Source organism: Achromobacter sp. 46006, from assembly GCF_059761975.1.
In genome coordinates this window covers 1-19,883 of record NZ_JCBANN010000004.1, presented here as the reverse complement: position 1 = coordinate 19,883, position 19,883 = coordinate 1, and the positions used below count along the sequence as shown (strand labels likewise).

Here is a 19,883-nt window from a genome sequence, read left to right as displayed (position 1 = left end):
GCAATACCGCGTCGCCGAATCCGGGTCGAGGCATGTCTCCCCCGTGCCGCCGATACCGACACTTTGCGCCGCGCCAGCGGCAAGGATCCAAAATGAGTATTGTTGAACTCACCAAAGACAGCTTCCAGGAAGCCATCACGCCGGACGGCACCTTGATCGTGGACTTCTGGGCGCCCTGGTGCGGCCCTTGCCGCGGCTTCGCGCCGGTGTTCGAACAGGCCGCCGCCGAGCATCCCGACGTCACCTTCGCCAAGGTCAACACCGACGTGGAACAGGAACTGGCCGGCGCGCTGGGCATCCGCTCGATTCCCACGCTGATGGTGTTCCGCGAAAAAGTGCTGCTGTTCTCGCAGCCGGGCGCCTTGTCCGGCGGCCAGCTCAATGAGCTGCTCGCCAAGATCAAGGAAGTGGACATGGAAAAGGTCCACCAGGAAATCGCCGCGGCCCAGGACGGCCAGGACGCGTGATGCACAAGGGCCCCACGGGGCCCTTCTGTTTTCTTACGCCAGTTGTTCCCAGGCCGACCGGCCGCGCGTGATGTTGGCGGCCGTCATCTCCAGGTCGGCCAAGACGCCGCGCGGCACCGTGAAGCGCAGCGCGGCGCCCTCCGCGCCAAAGTCTTCTTGGACGATCACCGCGCCGGCCTGCGCCAACCGCGATTTGAGCAGGGGCAACTCGGCAAAGCCGCAAACACATGCAACCGTGGCCAGGTCCACGATCTCGGTGCGCGGGCCGTTGCGCAGGCAGTTGGCGGCGCAACCGCCGTAGGCGCGCACCAGCCCGCCGGCGCCCAGCTTGACGCCGCCAAACCAGCGCACCACCAGCACCGCCACGCGGTCCATGTCCTGCCCTTCGATCGCCTGCAGGATCGGGCGGCCAGCGGTGCCGCCGGGCTCGCCGTCGTCATTGAAGCGGTATTCCTGGCCGATGCGGTAGGCCCAGCAGTTATGGGTGGCCTCGGGGTCGCTGTGCGCGGCGAAGAACGCCATGGCCTCGTCGATGCTGGAGACGGGCGCGGCGTGCGCGACAAAGCGGCTTTTCTTGATGTCTTCCTCGTGCGAGCAGACGGCGGTCAAGGTGGTGGTCATAGCGCGCCATTGTAAAGGCCGCGCCTCCCGGACCCGCGCGGCCCGTGCGGACGAAGCCGGCGCCGCGCGCGCCTCAACCGTGGCAGTCGGCGACTTCCTGGTCCAGATAGACGTCGAAAGCCACGTCGCGCGCCCACTTGGCCGGCAGCGCCTTCCAGGCGCCGGCCCGCGCCCATTCGCGCATGCGCTCGGCCAGCCAGGCCTGGCCGGCCGTGTCGGCCGCCGGCAGCAGCCAGACGCGTTCATGGCGCGCGCCATCGGCGGCGAGCGTAGCCGAGAACTTTTTCCATTCGGGAAAGCGCATCAGCGGTTCCCAGACCACGTCATCGATCAGGCCGATGTCGCAGCTGCCTTCGCGCACCGCCACCAGCGCATCCGACGGCACGCGGTAGGTACGCACTACCGCGCCCCAACTGTGCGCCAGCGCCTGCGCGCCGACTGCGGCCTCGGCCATGCAGACGCTGCGGCCGCGCGCATCCCCGCCCTGTCGCATGCGCGTGTCGCTGCGGATTATCGCCTTGGGCCGCGCGGCATAGCCGGTTGCCACCGTCGCCAGTTCGCTCGGCAGCCCCGGCGCCGGCTGCGCGCGGTCTGCCAGCACCACGTCCACGTCGCCCGCGGCCAGCAGGCGGGCCGCATCGGCGGCCGCCACTTGCCGCAGGCGGAATGGCACGCCCAGTTCCTGCGCCAGCTTCTCGGCCATGGCGTGATCCAGCCCTTCGGGCGTGCGGATCTTGGCGCCGGCCTCGGGCGCGGGCGCCAGATACGGCACGCCCACCACCAATTCACCGCGCTGGCGCGCGGCCCCCAGGCCATCGGCCGGCGCCGCCCCGCTCGCCGCGCAGAGCAAGGCCGATACGCCGATCAGGAGACGAAGCGCGCGCCGCATCCCGAACCTCACACGTATTGGTAGCGCAGCAGCCGGTGCTTGAGGTTCTCGAGCACGAACTGGTCGATCAGGGCCGCCAGCACCGCGATCACCAGAATGTTGGTCATCACGCCGGTCATGTCGGCGATCTCGCCCGAATAAGCCAGCGAACGGCCCAGGCCCTTGCCGAAGCCGATCAGCATCTCGGCCGAAATCAGCGCGCGCCAGGCATTGCCGAACGCCAGTTGGGCGCCGGTGATCAGTTCGGGCATGACGGCCGGCAGGTACACGCGCTTGACCAGACCCCAGGGCGTGGCGCCCATGACGCGGGCGGCCGAGACGTGCACGCGCTGCACCGATTCAGTGGCGTTCATCACGCTCAGCGCCGCCGGGAAAAACGCCGCCAGCGCCACCACGACAATGATCGGCGTGCTGCCGAAACCCATCACGATCAGGAACAGCGGCACCCAGGCGATGGACGGAATCGATTGCAGGATGACGATGGCGCTGCGCAGCACCTCGCGGAAGAAGAACAGCACCGCCGCAACCAGCCCGAAGCCGATGCCCGCCGCCAGCGCCAGGCCGTAGCCCGCGCCCAGCCGGCCCAAGGTGCCCACCAGGCTCTGGTGGAACGATTGCTTGCCCAGGTCCTCGAGCAGGCGCTCGAGCACAGCGGGCACGCCCGGCATCAGGAAGTCCGGCAGGGCGAACGCCGCCGCCTGCCACAGCGCCAGGATGAACAGGACACCCAGCACGCCCGCCAGATGCTTGCGGGCGCCGGTCACACGGGTCGTCGATGCGCTCAAAGCTTGCGAGCCTCTTGCCAGGACAGGTCGACGATGCTGGAGACGTCGTACGGCTTGCCGTCGCGTGTCTTGAGCGAGCCCTGGGCCTGCAGGATGTCGGCGATCTCCTGCATGCGCTTGGTGTCCTTCTCGGTCAGCTTGGGCGTGAACACCTGCGTGCTGATGGCCTCGGCGATCACCGTTTCGCGCGGCAGTTCGCCACGGTTCAGGGTCTTGAGCGTGGGCTCGGCGATGAAGTACGAGGCGATCAGCCTGGAGGCCTGGGCAGGTTCCTTCTGCAGCAGCGTAATGGCCTGGTTCTGCGCGTCCAGCGCCTTCCAGACATCGTCCTTGCGCTTGGCCAGCGTTTCGCCCGACGTGATCACCACCATGCACGGGAACGGCCAGGCCTGGCCCACTTCGTAGATCTGCTTGACCGGCGCCACCAGTTGCGCGATGCGGTCATACGGCTCGAACAGGAAGGCCGCGTCGACGCGCTTGCCCACCAGCGACTGCACCGCCACGGCCGGGCTTACGCCCATCACATTGACGTCATCCGCCGTCAGCTTGCCCTGCTTGAGCACCACGCCCTTGAGCACCACGTCGGCGGTGCTGCCCTCGGCTTGCGAGGCCAGCGTCTTGCCCTTCAGGCCGGCGATATCCTTGATGCCCGAATCATCGCGCACCACCAGCGAATGGTAGCCCTGCTGCGCGCCGCCCACCACCTTCAGGTCGGCGCCCTTGGATGCCCAGGCCACGGCGTTGGTGAAGCCCAGCACGCCGATGTCCAACTGGCCGCCGACGATGGCCTTGATCAGGTCGGTGCCCGACTTGAACTCGATCAGTTCGGAATCCAGGCCGGCCTTCTTGTAGTAGCCGCCCTCCTGCGCCACGATGGCCTGCGCATCGTCCATCACGCGCAGGTAGCCGACGCGGAATTTCTCGGCGGCCATGGCGGGCGCCGCGGCCAGGAGCGCCGCGGCCAGCGGCAGGGACAGCCATTGCTTGAATTTCATGGGAAAGGCTCCAGGGAATCGAGGATGACCGGCGCCCGCGGGCGTCGTCCGGAAAGCAGGAATCGAAAGAGATCAGGCCGCCAGCGCCAGGTCGGCAGGCGCCGCCGTGCCGTCCACAGCGATACCCAACAGACGCAGGATCTCGCGCTTCTCGGCGGCCAGGTCCGACAGGTCGTGGCTCCTGGCGCGGTGCGCCAGATTGAATTCGCGCAGCACACGCGCCGGACGCGGGCTGAACACCACGATGCGGTCGGCCAGGAACAGCGCCTCGTCGACGTCGTGGGTCACCAGCAGCACGGTGGGCTTTTCCTGCGCGATCAGTTGGCGCAGCACGTCCTGCAGCGCCAGGCGCGTCAGCGCGTCGAGCGCGCCGAACGGTTCGTCCATCAGCATGGTCTGCGGCTGCGCGATGAAGGCGCGGGCCAGCGCGGCGCGCTGGCGCATGCCGCCGGACACCTGATGCGGGTAATAGTGCTCGAAGCCGGCCAGGCTGACGCGCGCCAGCCACTGGCGCGCCGCTTCGCGGGCGCGCTTCCTGGGGGTCTTCTGGAACTCCAGCGCCAGCGCCACGTTGTCTTCCAGCGTCAGCCACGGATACAGCGCGTGTTCCTGGAACACCAGCGTGCGGCTGGGATGCGGACCGGCCACGGCCTTGCCGTCGGCCAGCACCTGCCCTTGCGTGGGCTTTTCCAGGCCGGCGGCCAGGTGCAGCAGGGTCGACTTGCCGCAGCCCGACGGGCCCACCAGCGCAACCAGCTCGCCGCTTTTGAATTCGCTGCTGAAGCCATCGACGACCGGCAGGTCGCCAAAGTGCTTGTGGACGTGGTCGAAAGTCAGGTTCATGGAACGGATCGTGGGCGCGCGTGGAGAACGGGCCTAATCTAACAATTCGTTATATGAACACCAACGATAAATATCGAATGTCCTTACGCCTTTTGGTTATATGAAACCGTTCAAGCCATGGCCGCCTCGCGGTTGGCGTGGCGTTGCAGTCCGAAGGCGATCAGGCAGCCGAACAGCACCGCCACCGCGGCGGACAGGAAGATCGCGGGATAACCGAAACCTCCCGAGATATAGCCCGCCACCGGGCCGGTGGCGCCCAGCGCCAGGTCGAGGAAGGCCGAATAGGCACCCAGCGCCGCGCCGCGGCTGCCGGCCGGCACGCGCGCCACCGCCTCGACGCCGATGGCCGGAAACACCAGCGCGAAGCCGCAGCCGGTCAGGGCCGCGCCTACCAGGGCGGCGCCGGGATTGGGCGCCAGCCACAGCAACGCCAGGCCGGCCGCTTCCACCAGGAACGACACCTGCGCCACCTTGAAACCGCCATAGCGCGTGATGGTGCCGGCCAACAGCAGCCGCACGCCGATGAAGGCGCAGCCAAACGCGCTGAGCGCGTGCGCCGCCCCCTCCCACGAGAAGCTGGCGTAGTACAGCGCCACGAAGGCCGCCAGCGTGCCGAAGCCGACCGAGCCCAGCCCCAGCGCCATGCCGTGCGGGAACACCCGCAGCACCACGCTCTTGAAGGCCATGCGATGCCCGCCGACGATGGCCACCGCGGCTCGCGCCAGCGCCAGGCCCAGGCCGGCCAGGCCCAGCAGCAGCACCGCGCCGCCCAGCGCGCCCATGCTCCATTCGGTTTCCAGGTAGACGCCCAGCAGCGCGCCCAGCGCCAGCCCGCCGTAGGTGCAGATACCGTTCCAGGAGATCACCCGCGCCGTGTGCAGCGGGCCGACCCGGGCGATGGCCCAGGTGGCCGAGCCGGTGCCGACCCAGCTTTCGCCAAAACCCAGCGCCAGCCGGCTGACGATGATGGCGCCCAGGCTGAGCCAGGCGCTGCGTTCAAAAGCATAGGCCAGCAGCAGGAACACGCCGCTGGCGGCGCAGGCCGCCATGCCGATGACCACGGTCTGCTTGGGCCCGACCGTGTCGGCCATGCGGCCGGCGTGCGAACGGCTCAGCAGCGTCGCCACGTACTGCACGCTGATGGCCAGCCCCGCCAGTACCGAGCCATAGCCGAGCTTGCCATGCACGTAGCCCGGCAACACCGCCAGCGGCAGGCCGATGGCGAGATAACAGATGAAGGTGAAAAAGGCGATCGCGACGATGCGCGCGGTCAAGGCGAACGTCCCGATGGGCTGGCCATCGGGCGTGGTATGCGGTGTGGGAGACATGTCGAACGGGATGGAACCTGGCGCGACGGGCCAGGGTTTACCCGGATGATAGCCCAGCACGATTGCGGCAGGCTGAAAGCGGTCCAGACCGCCGCATGGGCGCGGGGCCGAGGCCCCGGGGCGTCAGGCTTCGATGCCGCGCGAGGACAGGTAGTCTTCGTAGCCGCCGCGGTAGTCGACGATCTCGCCCGTGGGCAGAATCTCGATCACGCGGGTGGCCAGGCCCGACACGAATTCGCGGTCGTGCGAGACGAACACCAGCGTGCCTTCGTACTTTTCCAGCGCGAACTGCAGCGATTCGATCGATTCCATGTCCAGGTGGTTGGTCGGCTCGTCGAGCAGCATGACGTTGTGGCGACCCAGCATCAGGCGGCCGAAGGTCATGCGGTTCTTTTCGCCGCCGGACAGCACCTTGGGCGCCTTGGGCAGGTCGTCGGCCGAGAACAGCAGGCGGCCCAGCACCGAACGGATCGACTGGTCGTCATCGCCCGGCTGGCGATGCTCGCCCATCCAGTCCAGCAGGTTGATGTCGGTCTGCAGGAATTGATCGGAGACGTCCTGGGCCATGTAGCCCAGGTCGGCGTTGTCCGACCACTTGACCGTGCCCGCGTCCGGCGCCAGGTCGGTGGCCAGCAGGCGCAGCAAGGTGGTCTTGCCGACGCCGTTGGCGCCGATGATGGCGATTTTCTCGCCGGCATCGACCATGGCCGAGAAGTTGCGGATAACTGGCGCGTCGTAGGACTTGGACAGATTTTCGACCGTGACCGCCAGGCGGTGCATGACCTTGCTCTGCTCGAAGCGGATGTACGGGTTCTGGCGTGACGAAGGCTTGACCACCACCTGCTCGGCCTTGATGCGGTCGATCTGCTTCAGGCGCGAGGTGGCCTGGCGCGACTTGGACTTGTTGGCGGCGAAGCGGCGCACGAAGTCCTGCAGTTCGGCCACGCGTTCCTTGGCCTTGGCGTTGTTGGCCACCAGGCGCTCGCGCGCCTGGGTCGAGGCCAGCATGTAGTCGTCGTAGTTGCCCGGGTAGATGCGGATCTCGCCATAGTCCAGGTCGGCCATGTGGGTGCAGACCTGGTTCAGGAAGTGGCGGTCGTGGCTGATGATGATCATCGTGCTCTGGTAGCTGTTGAGCACATTTTCCAGCCAGCGGATGGTGTTGATGTCCAGGTTGTTGGTCGGTTCGTCCAGCAGCAGCACGTCCGGGTTCGAGAACAGCGCCTGCGCCAGCAGCACGCGCAGCTTCCAGCCAGGCGCCACTTCGCGCATCGGCAGGTTGTGCTGGTCGACGGCGATTTCCAGTCCCAGCAGCAGCTCGCCGGCGCGGGCCTCGGCGGTGTAGCCGTCATATTCGGCGAACTTGGCCTCCAGGTCGGCCGCGCGCATGTAGTCGTCTTCCGTGGCTTCCGGATTGGCGTAGATGGCGTCGCGCTCGGACATCGCGGCCCACATCTCGGTGTGGCCCATCATCACCACGTCCAGCACGCGCAGGTCCTCGAAGGCGAACTGGTCCTGGCGCAGCTTGCCCAGGCGCACGCCCGGCTCCAGCGAGACGTTGCCGGCCGACGACTCCAGGTCGCCGCCGATGATCTTCATGAACGTCGACTTGCCGGACCCGTTGGCCCCGATCAGCCCGTAGCGGTTGCCTTCCCCGAACTTGACGCTGACGTTCTCGAAAAGGGGCTTGGGACCGAACTGGATGGTGAGATTGGCGGTGGATATCACAGTGTTTTAGCAGCGGGAAAAAGGATGCGGCGCCAGGATGGCGCGACAACGCCGGCATGCGGCGAAACCTGATAGTGTACCAAGCCCGGATGGCAGACCGCCCGGCGCGGGCCGGGCGGTCGAAAATGCCAGACGGACCGGGACCTCAATGGTGGTGTTCGTCCAGCACCAGGTGGGCCAGGCCCTTCTCGGTGGCGATGCCGACCTTCTGGCCGATCGGCAGCGTTGCCTTGGTGGCCACGTGGCCGTACGGCAGGCCGGTCACCACCGGCACCTTGACCGTCTTGCGCAGCCAGGCCACCACTTCGTGCAGGTCGTAGCCCTTGTCGTGCGGCGCCAGCTTGTAGTCCGAGAAGCGCCCCAGCACGATGGCCTTCTGCCTGCCCAGGATGCCGGCCTGCCAAAGCTGGATCAGCATGCGCTCGATGCGGTAGGGATGCTCGGCCACGTCTTCCAGGAACAGGATGCCGCCGCGCACCTTCGGCATGTAGGGGGTGCCCACCAGCGAGGTCAACATCGCCAGGTTGCCGCCCCACAGGATGCCGCGGCAATCGACCGGGTCGGCATCCTGGGTCTCGAAGCTGAGGATTTCCAGTTCGCCGCGCATCACTTCGCCGAACAGCGCTTCGGTCAGGTCGTCGACCTTCTTGCCGCCGAAGTCGTAGATGGCGGTGGCGCCGGTGTAGCTGACCGCGCCGGTCTGCGCCAGCAGCGCCAGGTTGAACGCGGTGAAGTCGCTCATGCCGACGAAGCGCTTGCCGCTGTCGGCCATGACCTTCCAGTCGATCGCGTGCAGCAGCCGGCCCATGCCGTAGCCGCCGCGCGTCACCATGACGATCGGCAGCTTCTGCTTGGCGGCGCGCGTCAGGCTGGCCAGGCGCTGGGCGTCGGTGCCGGCGAAGCGCTGGTGTTCGGCCAGCGCGGTGCGGTCCAGCGCGGTCTTGAAGCCCTGCGCGGCCAGGCGCTCGCGCGCCAGCTCGACGGTCTGCGGGTCGCGCACCGCCGACGACGGCGAGATCAGGTAGATGCCGCGCGCGTCCGGGAAGCTGTGGACGTGGCCCGGCTCGTGGTCGTGGCTGTGGTCGTGGCCGCAGGCCTCGACGCATTCGTGGTCGTGATCGTGGCTGGCGTGGTCATGCGCCGCGGCGGCGGCCGCCTTGGCGGCGCGCGCCTTGGCGCCTCGGGGGTTGCTCATGCGATGGATTCCTTGGCGCGGCGTTCGCGGAAGAACCGGCGCAGCAGCTCGCCGCAGGGTTCCGCCAGCACGCCGCCGGTAACTGAAGTGTGATGATTGAGTTTGGGCACCGAGCCCACGTCCAACACGCTGCCGCAGGCGCCGGTCTTGGGGTCGTAGGCGCCGAACACGACCCGCGCCAGGCGCGCGTGCAGCATGGCGCCGATGCACATGACGCAGGGCTCCAGCGTGACGTACACGGTGATGCCCGGCAGGCGGTAGTTCTCCAGCGCCCGCGCGGCGCCGCGCAACGCGACGATCTCGGCGTGGGCGGTGGGGTCGTGGTCGATGATGGTGCGGTTGTAGCCGCGCCCCAGGATGTCGCCCTGGGCCGAGACCACCAGGGCGCCCACCGGCACCTCGCCGATGGCATAGGCCGCCTGCGCCTGTTCCAGCGCCAGCGCCATGAAATCGGCATCCTGCGCGGTCCAGGGCGGCACCGCCGCCATGGCGAGCGGCTCAACCACGGTACACCCGCGACTTGAGCGCGATGCGGCCGGCCAGGCTGGTCACGGCCTCTTCCAGCCATTGGTAGAGTTCGGCGTTCTCGTCGTAGCGCGCCTGGTTCAGGTTCGACACCCGGCCCTCCTCGATGAAGCCCCAGGCGCGGCTGCGCTTGTCGCGGTGCTTCGGATCCCAGACGCCGAAGGCGTAGCCGCCGGCGCGCCGGATCAGCGAGAAACACGGGATGTCGGTGTAGCCGTCGCCGACGAACACCATCTGGTCGAACGGCACCCGCAGGCGGTCCTCGGGCACCTTGCGGTTGACCTCGAACGGCTTGTTGCGGAAATCGCGGCCGATGATGCCCTTCTGGATGTGGAACAGGTAGCGCGTCTTGTCGGTGAAGCTGACGATGCGGCGCGGAAACTCGATGCCGCCGTCGGCGCCGTAGGTGAATTCGGAGGCCCAGATCTCGGTGAATTCATGGGCAATGGGCGTGGAGCGCACCACGTCGCCGATGCCGCTGGAGATCAGGTAGAACTCCAGTTGCACCTGCGGCTGCGCCGCCCGTACCGCAGCGCGCAGGCGCTGGAACAAGGTCGCCACGCCGGCGTGCAGTTCGAGCCGCGCACCCCAGTCGCGCAAGCGCTGCTGCGTGATCAGGCCATGCCTGCCCTCGCGCGAGAGCTGGATCATCTGGTAGAGGTAGGCGGGAACCGGATCCCAGTCCTGGGTGGACAGCAGCGGGTCGACCTGGTCTTTCCAGAACGACGCCGTGTCCACCCCGATGCTGTCCAGGAAACCGGACGTGCTGTCCGAGGCCAGCGTGTCGTCAAAGTCGAAAATCAGGGCGATGACATCGGACATGGCTATGCGTGATGCGTGAGTAGAGGCGGCAGCCTGAAGGGAACAGCCGCCATTTTGCCTGATTGTGGCGGCGGCCGGGCCCGGGCCGCGGGGCAAAGGGCGCAGCCGCCCTCCCCTTTGGCTCGCTGCCCGCCGTTACTGCCGCATCGGCGCAGGCGGCGGCGCCATGCCTGGCGCGGGCGGAGGCGGCGCCATGCCAGGTGCGGGCGGCGGCACCGTGCCCGGCGCGGGCGGAGGCGGCGCCATGCCCGGCGCGGGCGGCGGCACCGTGCCGGCGGTGCCAGCAGGCACCTGGATCACGGTTTCACGCAGCACCCCACCGCCCTGGACGCTGCCGCGCACCTGGGTCGGCGAAGTCATCTGCGTGATGCAATCCTGGCGCGACGCGGCCGGCAGGCGGTTGCAACGGTTGAGCATGTTCTGCTGGTGCTGTTCGGCGGTGCCATCGCTCAGATGCTGGCGGTTGGCTTCCTGGCGGGCCGCCCCTGCCTCGCGCATGCAAGCGGTGCGCTCCTGGCCGGTGCTGCCGTTCTTGCAAGCCGCCACATCCTGTTCGTATTGCGCCTGGATGCCGGCGCGGCCGATCGGGTCGGCGGCCTGGGCCGCGCCCGCGGCCAGCAGCAGGCCCGCCGCGCAGAGGGATGCGGCAAGGCGTTTGGGGTGCATGGGACGTACATTCATGGCCAGCTCCTTGGAGAAAGAGGATTGAACCTGGGCGGCTCGGCCAGTTGAGCCTGGCGCCGCCTGCTTGATACAACTATCCCACGATGACACGACGGGGACATGTCGAGCAACGTGCAATCGTAAGCCGACGTTTCCGATGCTGCGACGCAATAGCCATTGCGCCAACGCAACTCGTCCCCGAATTTCCATCGATCTGTCCCCGCCTAACGCGCGTCCAGATCGGCATCCGCCTTGGTCAACCGGTTACGGTACACCGCCGCGCGCATCAGCAGCATCGCCGTCACCGGCGACGACACGATCAGCAACAGCGTGATGATCACTTCGTGAAACACCGGCCGCGCCGACAGCGCCGAGAACACCAGGATCGAGGCGGTCAGCACGCACGCGCAGCCCAGGGTGTTGCCCAGCGTCGGCGCATGGATACGGGCGTAGAAGCTGCGAAAACGCAGCAGCCCGGCCGAGCCGGTCAGAGCCAGCAGGCCGCCCAGCACCAGCAGGATGCTGGCCGGAATCCCCGCCCACAACGGGATGTCGGTATCGATCATGGTTCGATCACCTCGCCGCGCAGCAGGAAGCGGGCCATGGCGGTGGACCCGACGAAGCCGAACAGCGCGATCAGCAGCGCGATGTCGAAATACACCGACGTGCCCGAGCGGATGCCGAACACCAGCATCATCAGCATGCCATTGATGTAGAGCGTGTCCAGCGCCAGCACGCGGTCCTGCGCGGTGGGGCCGCGCAACAGGCGGACGGTGGCGAACACCATGCCCAGCGCGAAACACACCAGGGCAAAGGAGGCCGCCCAATACAGTATGGCGTTCATTCGAATATCTCCATCAGGGGACGCTCGTAGCGGTCTTGCACCAGGCGCACCCAGTACTCCTCGTTCTGCAGGTCGAGCACGTGCAGCTTGAGGCGGTGGTCATCGCTCAGTTCGACCCAGACCGTCCCGGGCGTGTAGGTGACGATGCAGGCCAGCATGGCCAGCCCGTGCGGATCGCGCATGGTGAGCGGGATGCGGATGAACCCGGGCGAGAAATCATTGGGCCGCGGGTTCAGGATCAACCTGGCGACCGCGATATTGGACTTGATGATGTCCAGGGTGACGTGCAGGAACAGCGGAATCGCCTTCCACAGCCGCCGTGGCCGTGCCCGCAACGGACGCAGGCGCGAAGCGGCCCAGGTGAACCAAAGCGCCAGCGCCACGCCCAGCGCGACCTGGCCGGCCGACAGGCTTTGGTTCAGCACCAGCCACAGCAGGAACAGGAACACCGGCAGGAACAGAAAATAAAAGCGGCGCATCAGCTTCCTCCTTGGGCGGCGCGCACCGTCTGCGCCGACATGACGGCGTCGATATAGCTCTTGGGCTGGTCGAGCGAACGGGCCGCCTCGTCCAGGTAGGCCGATACCGGCCCCGCCCCGGCGGCCAGGCCCACGCACAGCAGCACCAGGACCGCGACCGGTCCGGCTTCGATCACCCGCAGGCGCGGCGTGCTGCGCTCGTCGCTGGCCCAGAAAACGCGGATGCCGGTACGCCCCAGGCCGATCAGCCCGGCCAGGCCCGACACCAGCACCGCCGCCACCAGCACCCAGGCGTCCATCGGCGGCGCCGATTCCGTCGCCGCCGATACGGCGGCCGACAGCAGCGAGAACTTGGCGACAAATCCGGACAACGGCGGCAGCCCGGTCACCAGCAGCGCGCAACTGATGAACGCGAGCCCGAGGAACGCCATGGCCGCCGGAATCGCCACCCCGACGACGTCATCGGAACGATTCACCGAGGCCGGGTCATCCAGGTCGAAGGCGTCCAGCGTGACCGCCAGCACATTGGCGCCGAAGCTGCGCGTGCGCTCGATCAATTCGGCCAGCAGGAAGAACGCGCCGGTGGTCAGCACCGAACTGATCAGGTAGAACAGCGCCGGGCCGGTCAGCGTCACGCCGGGCATGCCGAGCGCCGTCAGCAAGGTGCCGGCCGAGACGATGACACAATAGCCCACCATCTTCTCCAACTGCTGCGTGGCCAGCAGCCCGAGCGCGCCGAACAGCAGCGTGGCCAGCCCGGCCGCGAACATCCAGTCGAGGCTGAAGGCGGCCGGCGCGCCGCTCGGCAGCAGCAGCGAGCCGATGCGCAGCAAGGCATAGATGCCGACCTTGGTCATGATCGAGAACATGGCCGCGATCGGCGCTCCGGCCGAACCATAGCCCTTGACCAGCCAGAAATTCAGCGGCCAGGCCCCCGCCTTCACCAGGAAGGCCACGCCCAGGATGGCCGCGCCGGCCTCGAACAGCATGCGGTCCGAGCCGGTCAGGTTGCCGGCGCGCAGTGCCAGGTCGGCCATGTTGAGCGTGCCGCTCACGCCATAGATCAGCGCGATGCTGATCAGCAGCAGGAACGAGGCCACCAGGTTGACCGCGATGTACTGCAGCCCCGCGCTCACCCGCGCCACCCCCGAGCCGTGCAGCAGCAGGCCATAGGAAGCGGCCAACAACACCTCGAAGAACACGAAGAGATTGAACAGGTCGCCGGTCAGGAAGGCGCCGTTCAGGCCCATCAGCAGGAACTGGAACAGCGAATGGAAATGCACGCCGGCACGGTCCCAGCGCGCCAGCGCGTAGGTCAGGGTGGACAGGCCCAGCACCGCCGTCAGGGTCAGCATGACCGCCGCCAGGCGGTCCACCACCAGCACGATGCCGAACGGCGCGGACCAGTCGCCTACCAGGTAGACGCCGACCCCCTCGGGCCAGACGCCCGGCACCGCGCCGCCGGCGACTGCCAGCAGGGCAATCGCGGCGGCCAATTGGGCCAGCGTCGACACCATGGCGATGGCGCCGCGCGCATAGCGGCTGGTGTCGGACAGCAACAGCATCGCGGCGCCGGCCAGCAGCGGCGTGATGATGGGCAATACGGGAAGATGTTGCAGCCAGAAACTCAAGATTGGGACTCCCGTCCATCGACGTGGTCAGTGCCCGTCAAACCGCGCGACGCCAGCAGCACCACCAGGAACAGCGCGGTGGTGGCAAAACCGATCACGATGGCCGTCAGCACCAGGGCCTGGGGCAGCGGATCGGCATACCAGGAAGGATCGTGGGCCTGGGCCGGGTCCACCACCGGCGGACGGCCCGAAGTCAGGCGGCCCATCCCGAAGATGAACAGGTTGACCGCATACGAGACCAGCGACAGGCCCATGATGAACTGGAAGGTGCGCGGCCGCAGCAGCAGCCAGACCCCCGAGCCCGCCAGGACGCCGATCGCCACGGCGTAGATCATTTCCATCAGGCTTCCCCTGTTTGTGCGGCGGCCGCCTGGCTGTCGGCGACTGCCTTGCGTTGCGCGCGCAGCGATTGGTGAGCCAGCGCCACCAGCACCAGCACGGTGGCCCCGACCACCAGCATGTAGACCCCCAGGTCGAACAGCAGCACGCTGGACAGGTGCACGTGGCCCACCAGCGGCAAGGCAATGTCCCAGGCCAGCGCGGCCAGGAACGGCTTGTAGGCCAGCCACGCGGCCAGGGCGGCGGAGCCCGCGAACAGCAGGCCGATGCCGATCCAGTTCTGCGGGTTCAGGCGGCTGCGCGATTCGACCCAATAGACCCCGCCCACCATGTATTGCAGGATCACCGCGGTGGCGAACACCAGGCCGCCGACGAAACCGCCGCCGGGCTGGTTGTGGCCACGCAGCAGGAAATACACCGATATCAGGGCTGCCGTCGGCAGCAGCAGGCGCACCAGCACCGTGGGCACCATCATGGAACCGCTGGGCACCACCGCCTTGATGTCGGGCGCGGGCGGCACCGGCCCGTCCTGGTCGATCTGCTGGCGCGGCAGGTCGGCGCTCTCGGGCGCCGGCCGGAAGCGGCGCAGCAGCGCGTACACCGTCAGCGCCACGATGCCCAGCACCGTGATTTCGCCGAAGGTGTCGAACCCCCGGAAGTCCACCAGGATCACGTTGACCACGTTGGTGCCGCCGCCGTCGGGCAGCGCGCGGTCGACGAAGTACGAGGAAATCGTGTCGGTCTGCGGCCGCACCAGCACCGCGTATGCCAGCGCCGCCATGCCGGTGCCGGCGGCGGTCGCCAGCAGCAGGTCGCGCAGGCGGCGGCCGCGGGCCCGCAGCGTCGCGCCCAGGCCTTCGTCCTCGTCCTGCGCGATGCGGCGCGGCAGCCAGCGCAGGCCAAGCAGCAGCAGCACCACGGTCACCACCTCGACCGACAACTGCGTCAGAGCCAGGTCGGGCGCGGAGAACCAGACGAACGTCAGACAGGTCACCAGCCCCGCGCCGCCGGCCAGCGCCAGCGAGGCCAGGCGGTGGTATTTGGCCTGGTAGGCGGCCGCCACGGCGCAGACGCAGCCCACCAGCCACAGCAGGGCGAACGCCGGGTCCACCGCGCTGGCGCGGCCGGTGCCGTCCAGCCAGCCGCCGGCGCGCAGCGGCAGCCAGGCCACGAACAGCGTACCCACCACGATCAGCGCCATCTGCACCTGCAGGCGCGAGGAGGACAGCCAGCGCAACAGCCAGGCGGCAGCGACGCTGGAGCCATCGAGCAGCGCCTCGAACGAACGGCGGCCGTCCAGGCGGTAGATGAACGGCACCCGGCCCGGGTTGGCGCGCTGATGCGCGCGCAACGCCAGGTACAGGATCACGCCCGCGGTCATGGCCACGAAGCTCATCACCAGCGGCAGGTTGACCCCGTGCCACACCGCCAGGCTGTAATGGGGCATGTCGGCGCCCAGGATGCTCTGCGCCGCCGTCGCCAGGAACGGGCCCAGGGTCACGCCCGGCAGTATCCCCACCACCAGGCACATCAGCACCAGCAGGCCGCTGGGCACCAACATCCAGCCGGGCGGCTCGTGCGGCGCGCGCGGCAGATCGGTGGCCAGCGGCCCGAAGAACACCTGCAGGATGAAGCGCAGCGAATAGGCCACGCTGAAGGCGCCCGCTACGGTGGCCGCCAGCGGCAGGCCCACTTTCGTGATCATGTCGCCGCTGACGAAGGTGGTCTCGGCGAAGAACATTTCCTTGGAAATGAAGCCGTTGAGCAGCGGCACCCCGGCCATCGAGGCCGCCGCCACCATGGCCAGCGTGGCCGTGATCGGCATGGCCTTGTACAGGCCCGACAGGCGGCCAAGGTCGCGCGTGCCGGTTTCGTGGTCGACGATGCCGGCCGCCATGAACAGCGAGGCTTTGAAGGTGGCATGGTTGACCATGTGGAACACCGCCGCCACCAGCGCCAGCGAGCTGTTCAGCCCCAGCAGCAGCGTGATCAGGCCCAGGTGGCTGATGGTGGAATACGCCAGTACGCCTTTCATGTCCTGCTGGAAAATGGCGGCATAACCGCCCAACACCAGCGTGATGAGCCCGGCCCCGCCGATGATCCAGAACCATTCATCGGTGCCGGCCAGCACCGGCCAGAAGCGCGCCAGCAGGAACACGCCCGCCTTCACCATGGTGGCCGAGTGCAGATAGGCCGACACCGGCGTGGGCGCGGCCATGGCGTTGGGCAGCCAGAAATGGAACGGAAATTGCGCGCTCTTGGTCAGCGCGCCCAGCGCCACCAGCAGCAGCACCGCCGGATACCAGGGGTCGGCACGGACCAGGTCGCCGGCGGCCAGCACCCGGTCCATGTCGTAGCTGCCAACGATGTGACCCAGGATCAGCACTCCGGCCAGCAGGCACAGGCCGCCGGCGCCGGTCACGGTCAGCGCCATGCGCGCGCCGCGGCGCGCATCCAGGCGGTGGTGCCAGTAGGCGATCAGCATGAACGAAGCCAGGCTGGTCATTTCCCAGAACATCACCAACTGGATCAGGTTGCCCGAAAGCACCACGCCGAGCATGGCGGCCATGAAGGCCTGGAAAAACGAGAAAAAGCGCGGCACCGGGTCTTCCGGCGACATGTAGTAGCGCGCGTACAGCACCACCAGCCCGCCCATGCCCGCGACGATCAGGGCGAACAGCCAGGCATAGCCATCCATGCGCAGCGTGAATTGCAGTCCGAGCGCGGGCGCCCAGGGCATGTCCGCGCGGACTACGCCGCCGTTCGCGACCTCGGGGTACAGGCTCGCCACCAGCACCACGCAGACCAGGGCGATGATGCCCGCCAACCAGGCCTCGGCATTGCGGGCGTTGGACGGCAGCAGCGCGGCGCACAGGCTGCCGGCAAACGGCAGAGCGAGGATCAGTATCAGCGACATGGCGTTCCGAGAATGTCCGGGCCCCTCCCGCCAGCGCAGCAGCGAGAGACGAAACGAACCGGGGATTGAAAAACGGACGGAACCCTGGTCCGGCGCGTCGCTGCACTACACGTTGCCCCGCGGGGACATCGACCAACGCCCCATTGAACGGCGCAGACAGAAACAAGCGCAATAACTTTCTTGCAGGACCGGCCAGGAATCTCATCCGAAAAATATCAGATTCTTGTAAGTTATGCAGAGATTTATGCATGTACCGAGGGGATGGCAGCATGTTCGCTGCGCAATCGTTACGCAGGCGAGATCCCGGGACTTCGATTCAAGTTATTGTCAGCATACGTTTTTTTGCAACAACGTCGCCGATCAAGGTGCTTTCTCCCACCTGGAAATATCCCCGCGCCAGCCAGGGGGAATCCCGATTGACCCACGATCTGTAACTGTGTGGAATGGCGCCCAAGAAGCGTCGGCCTGGCCAGTACCCGAGCCGGGCGCGCTTCCCCCGACGCCGGCCAACGAAGCCGGCCGGCTCGGAATCAATAATATGGAGAAGACTCTTGACCGTGCTGTCCCAAGCCAAGGCCATTCTGGCCACCGCCCTCGCCGGCCTTTGCCTCAGCGGTACCGCGCATGCCGCCGACGCCTACCCCAACAAGCCCATCCGCCTGATCGTGCCGTTCGCGGCCGGGGGCACCACCGACATCGTCGCGCGCATCATGGCCGAAGGCCTGGGCCGCGAACTCGGCCAGCCGGTGGTGGTGGAAAACCGCGGCGGTGGCGGCGGTTCGATCGGCGCCGATGCGCTGGTGCGCTCCACCCCGGACGGCTACACCCTGGGCGTGGCCACGGTCAGCACCATGGCCACCAACCCGGCCACCAACCCCAAGAACCCCTACAACCCGCTCAAGGACTTCGCCCCCATCACCAATATGGTGAACGTGCCCAACGTGCTGACGGTGAATCCGGCGGTGCCGGCCAAGTCGCTGGCCGAATTCATCGCCCTGCTCAAGGCCAACCCCGGCAAGTACAGCTACGCCTCGTCGGGCGCCGGCGGCATCGGCCACCTGGACGGCGAACTGTTCAAGTCGCTGACCAAGACGGATATGGTGCACGTGCCCTACCGCGGATCGGGCCCGGCGCTCAACGATGTGATCGCCGGCCAGGTCAACGCCCAATTCGACAATCTGCCCTCGTCCATGCCGCACATCCAGGCCGGCAAACTGCGCGCCATGGCCGTGGCCGCGCCCAAGCGCCTGCCCGCCCTGCCCGACGTGCCGACCTTCGCCGAAGGCGGCCTGCCGGAGATGGACAACATGGCCTGGTACGGCCTGGTGGCCCCCGCCGGCACGCCGCAGGCGGTGATCGACCGCATCCACGACGCCGCGGTCAAGGCGCTGAAGGACCCGAAAATCGCCCAGCGCCTGGCCGACGGCGGTTCGCTGATCGATGGCAATACGCCGGCCGAGTATGCCGCGCAGATCAAGCGCGAACTGGAGCTGCGCCAGCGCATCGCCAAGGAACGCAATATCCAGTCGACCAACTGAGGCTCGCGCGTCCCCCCGGCCGAGGGTCGTCGTTGCCGGCCGCCGCCGGCCCGGGGCGCGAAACTCGGACCATTCAATACCTGCCCCGGCGCCGCGCGGGCCGCCGGGGTCACGCCCGCTCTGATACCATCTCGCCTGTGCGAACCCGTTTTTCTCCCCCCGCCGACGCCGCCTGCGTCCTCTGCGCCCTGCGCTCGACCCTGTTGAGCTCGCAGGAAGTCGCCGCGCGCCGCGCCTACGCGCGCTCCAAGCCCGGCTAAGCGCCCGCCCTTCCTTCCCCGTCTTTCGTCCCTACCGGCCCGGCGCCGGCCGCCAGCACGTCCGTACGTCCCACCGACGTCGAACGATCTGGCGCCACGCCGGCCGGCACAACCGCCTCGCCCCATGGCAAGGCGGCTTTCGCCCCACTTTCGTCCGCGCGCCGGCCCTGCCCAGCGGGCGTTGCCACGCCTTGATTGCCACTGAACGCCATGCAACTCACCAAGAAATTCGTCAAAGCCAAGAACCCCTGCGCGGGTGGCTACAAATGGTTCCTGCGCGACCACAACGGCCAGGGGGACTACCAGGCCGTCCTCGATGCCCTGGTGGCCGACGGACGCGTGGGTGACGCCTGCTGGCTGCTGGACCAGTTCGGCCCGACCGACGCCGTGCTGAAGCTGGATACGCTGGACGCGCAGGCCATCGTCTTTGCCGGCACGCTGGAGGTGCGCATGGGCATCAACGTCGACAGCGTGGTGCGCGCCGGGCGCAGCATCGTCACCGGCGGCGGCATCCGCGCCGGCGAGTCGATCGTGGCCGGCGAGAACATCACCGCCGGCGCCAACATCGCCAGCGCCGGCGACTTGCGCGCGGGCGGCGACGTTACCGCCGAATGGGGCATCGAAGTCGCCGCCGCCTTCGACTGCCGCGGCAACCTGCGCGCCAAGTGGGACATCTGTGCCGGGCAGGACCTGGCCGTGACCGGACACCTGCGGGCCGGGCAGGACGTGCAAGTGCAAGGCAACCTCAAATGCGGCCAGGGCATCAAGGCCGGCGGCGGCGTGCAGGCCGCCAAGGACATCGATGCCGCGTGCGGCATCCAGGCGGGCGCCACCATCGCCTGCGGCGGCCACCTGGCCGCGGGCTGGGGCCTGATCGCCGGCGAGGACATCCGCGCCGACGGTTCGATCCGCGCCGGCGAAGGCGTGCAGGCCGACGGCCGCATCGAAGCGGGCGACGGCCATGGCGTCTATGCCGGCCTGAACGTGCGCCTGGACGCCTGGGCGGTCTGCGCC

The 19,883-nt window shown here is 68.0% G+C and carries 20 protein-coding genes; 3 read left to right on the top strand and 17 right to left on the bottom strand.

Annotation, left to right across the window (positions count from 1 at the left end; all coding sequences use genetic code 11):
- Nucleotides 1-92: 92 nt before the first annotated feature.
- The gene (locus AC6LKG_RS03350; protein WP_498162708.1) at nt 93-467 is read left to right on the top strand and encodes a thioredoxin family protein; all 375 of its coding nucleotides are present in this window, start codon (nt 93-95) and stop codon (nt 465-467) included.
- A gap of 33 nt (nt 468-500) precedes the next feature.
- Here AC6LKG_RS03350 and AC6LKG_RS03345 read toward each other — a convergent pair whose 3' ends face one another.
- From AC6LKG_RS03345 to AC6LKG_RS03265, 17 genes are all read right to left on the bottom strand, one after another.
- Nucleotides 501-1,088, bottom strand: coding sequence for an IMPACT family protein (locus AC6LKG_RS03345; RefSeq protein ID WP_498162707.1), 588 nt, complete (start codon nt 1,086-1,088; stop codon nt 501-503).
- 73 nt (nt 1,089-1,161) lie between these two features.
- Nucleotides 1,162-1,977 carry a type 2 periplasmic-binding domain-containing protein gene (locus AC6LKG_RS03340; RefSeq protein WP_498162705.1) on the bottom strand — a complete coding sequence of 272 codons (816 nt, stop codon included), beginning with the start codon at nt 1,975-1,977 and terminating at the stop codon, nt 1,162-1,164.
- A gap of 8 nt (nt 1,978-1,985) precedes the next feature.
- On the bottom strand, nt 1,986-2,741 hold the full coding sequence (locus AC6LKG_RS03335; RefSeq protein ID WP_498162903.1) for an ABC transporter permease: 756 nt from the start codon (nt 2,739-2,741) through the stop codon (nt 1,986-1,988).
- Nucleotides 2,742-2,758: 17 nt separating this feature from the next.
- Nucleotides 2,759-3,757: an ABC transporter substrate-binding protein gene (locus tag AC6LKG_RS03330; RefSeq protein ID WP_498162703.1), complete on the bottom strand. Its 999-nt coding sequence runs from the start codon at nt 3,755-3,757 to the stop codon at nt 2,759-2,761.
- A 72-nt stretch (nt 3,758-3,829) separates the two neighbouring features.
- Complete coding sequence (locus AC6LKG_RS03325; protein WP_498162701.1) at nt 3,830-4,600, bottom strand: ABC transporter ATP-binding protein; 771 nt, start codon at nt 4,598-4,600, stop codon at nt 3,830-3,832.
- Nucleotides 4,601-4,710: 110 nt separating this feature from the next.
- Nucleotides 4,711-5,928, bottom strand: coding sequence for an MFS transporter (locus AC6LKG_RS03320; RefSeq protein WP_498162700.1), 1,218 nt, complete (start codon nt 5,926-5,928; stop codon nt 4,711-4,713).
- Nucleotides 5,929-6,051: 123 nt separating this feature from the next.
- Nucleotides 6,052-7,656, bottom strand: coding sequence for an ABC-F family ATPase (locus AC6LKG_RS03315; RefSeq protein WP_498162698.1), 1,605 nt, complete (start codon nt 7,654-7,656; stop codon nt 6,052-6,054).
- A 145-nt stretch (nt 7,657-7,801) separates the two neighbouring features.
- Entirely contained in the window at nt 7,802-8,851 is a 1,050-nt protein-coding gene (locus AC6LKG_RS03310) for an LD-carboxypeptidase (RefSeq protein ID WP_498162697.1), read from the bottom strand.
- A complete protein-coding gene (gene tadA / locus AC6LKG_RS03305; protein WP_498162902.1) occupies nt 8,848-9,339 on the bottom strand; it encodes a tRNA adenosine(34) deaminase TadA in 492 nt (163 codons plus the stop codon). The genes AC6LKG_RS03310 and tadA overlap by 4 nt, the downstream gene beginning before the upstream one ends.
- A gap of 10 nt (nt 9,340-9,349) precedes the next feature.
- The gene (locus AC6LKG_RS03300; protein ID WP_498162696.1) at nt 9,350-10,198 is read right to left on the bottom strand and encodes an HAD family hydrolase; all 849 of its coding nucleotides are present in this window, start codon (nt 10,196-10,198) and stop codon (nt 9,350-9,352) included.
- 135 nt (nt 10,199-10,333) lie between these two features.
- Nucleotides 10,334-10,879, bottom strand: coding sequence for a hypothetical protein (locus tag AC6LKG_RS03295; protein WP_498162695.1), 546 nt, complete (start codon nt 10,877-10,879; stop codon nt 10,334-10,336).
- Between the two features lie 206 nt (nt 10,880-11,085).
- Nucleotides 11,086-11,427: a monovalent cation/H(+) antiporter subunit G gene (gene mnhG / locus AC6LKG_RS03290; protein WP_498162693.1), complete on the bottom strand. Its 342-nt coding sequence runs from the start codon at nt 11,425-11,427 to the stop codon at nt 11,086-11,088.
- A complete protein-coding gene (locus AC6LKG_RS03285) occupies nt 11,424-11,705 on the bottom strand; it encodes a K+/H+ antiporter subunit F (protein WP_498162692.1) in 282 nt (93 codons plus the stop codon). Before AC6LKG_RS03285 ends, mnhG begins: the two co-directional genes overlap by 4 nt.
- Complete coding sequence (locus AC6LKG_RS03280) at nt 11,702-12,184, bottom strand: Na+/H+ antiporter subunit E (RefSeq protein ID WP_498162690.1); 483 nt, start codon at nt 12,182-12,184, stop codon at nt 11,702-11,704. The genes AC6LKG_RS03285 and AC6LKG_RS03280 overlap by 4 nt, the downstream gene beginning before the upstream one ends.
- Entirely contained in the window at nt 12,184-13,815 is a 1,632-nt protein-coding gene (locus AC6LKG_RS03275) for a monovalent cation/H+ antiporter subunit D (protein ID WP_498162688.1), read from the bottom strand. The genes AC6LKG_RS03280 and AC6LKG_RS03275 overlap by 1 nt, the downstream gene beginning before the upstream one ends.
- On the bottom strand, nt 13,812-14,156 hold the full coding sequence (locus AC6LKG_RS03270; RefSeq protein WP_498162687.1) for a Na+/H+ antiporter subunit C: 345 nt from the start codon (nt 14,154-14,156) through the stop codon (nt 13,812-13,814). The genes AC6LKG_RS03275 and AC6LKG_RS03270 overlap by 4 nt, the downstream gene beginning before the upstream one ends.
- On the bottom strand, nt 14,156-17,071 hold the full coding sequence (locus AC6LKG_RS03265; RefSeq protein ID WP_498162686.1) for a monovalent cation/H+ antiporter subunit A: 2,916 nt from the start codon (nt 17,069-17,071) through the stop codon (nt 14,156-14,158). Before AC6LKG_RS03265 ends, AC6LKG_RS03270 begins: the two co-directional genes overlap by 1 nt.
- A gap of 551 nt (nt 17,072-17,622) precedes the next feature.
- Between AC6LKG_RS03265 and AC6LKG_RS03260 the strand changes: the two genes are divergently transcribed.
- Together AC6LKG_RS03260 and AC6LKG_RS03255 are read left to right on the top strand one after the other, a co-directional pair.
- The gene (locus AC6LKG_RS03260) at nt 17,623-18,609 is read left to right on the top strand and encodes a Bug family tripartite tricarboxylate transporter substrate binding protein (RefSeq protein ID WP_498162685.1); all 987 of its coding nucleotides are present in this window, start codon (nt 17,623-17,625) and stop codon (nt 18,607-18,609) included.
- A gap of 470 nt (nt 18,610-19,079) precedes the next feature.
- Nucleotides 19,080-19,883: hypothetical protein (locus AC6LKG_RS03255; protein ID WP_498162684.1), on the top strand; the 804-nt coding region annotated here is incomplete at its 3' end.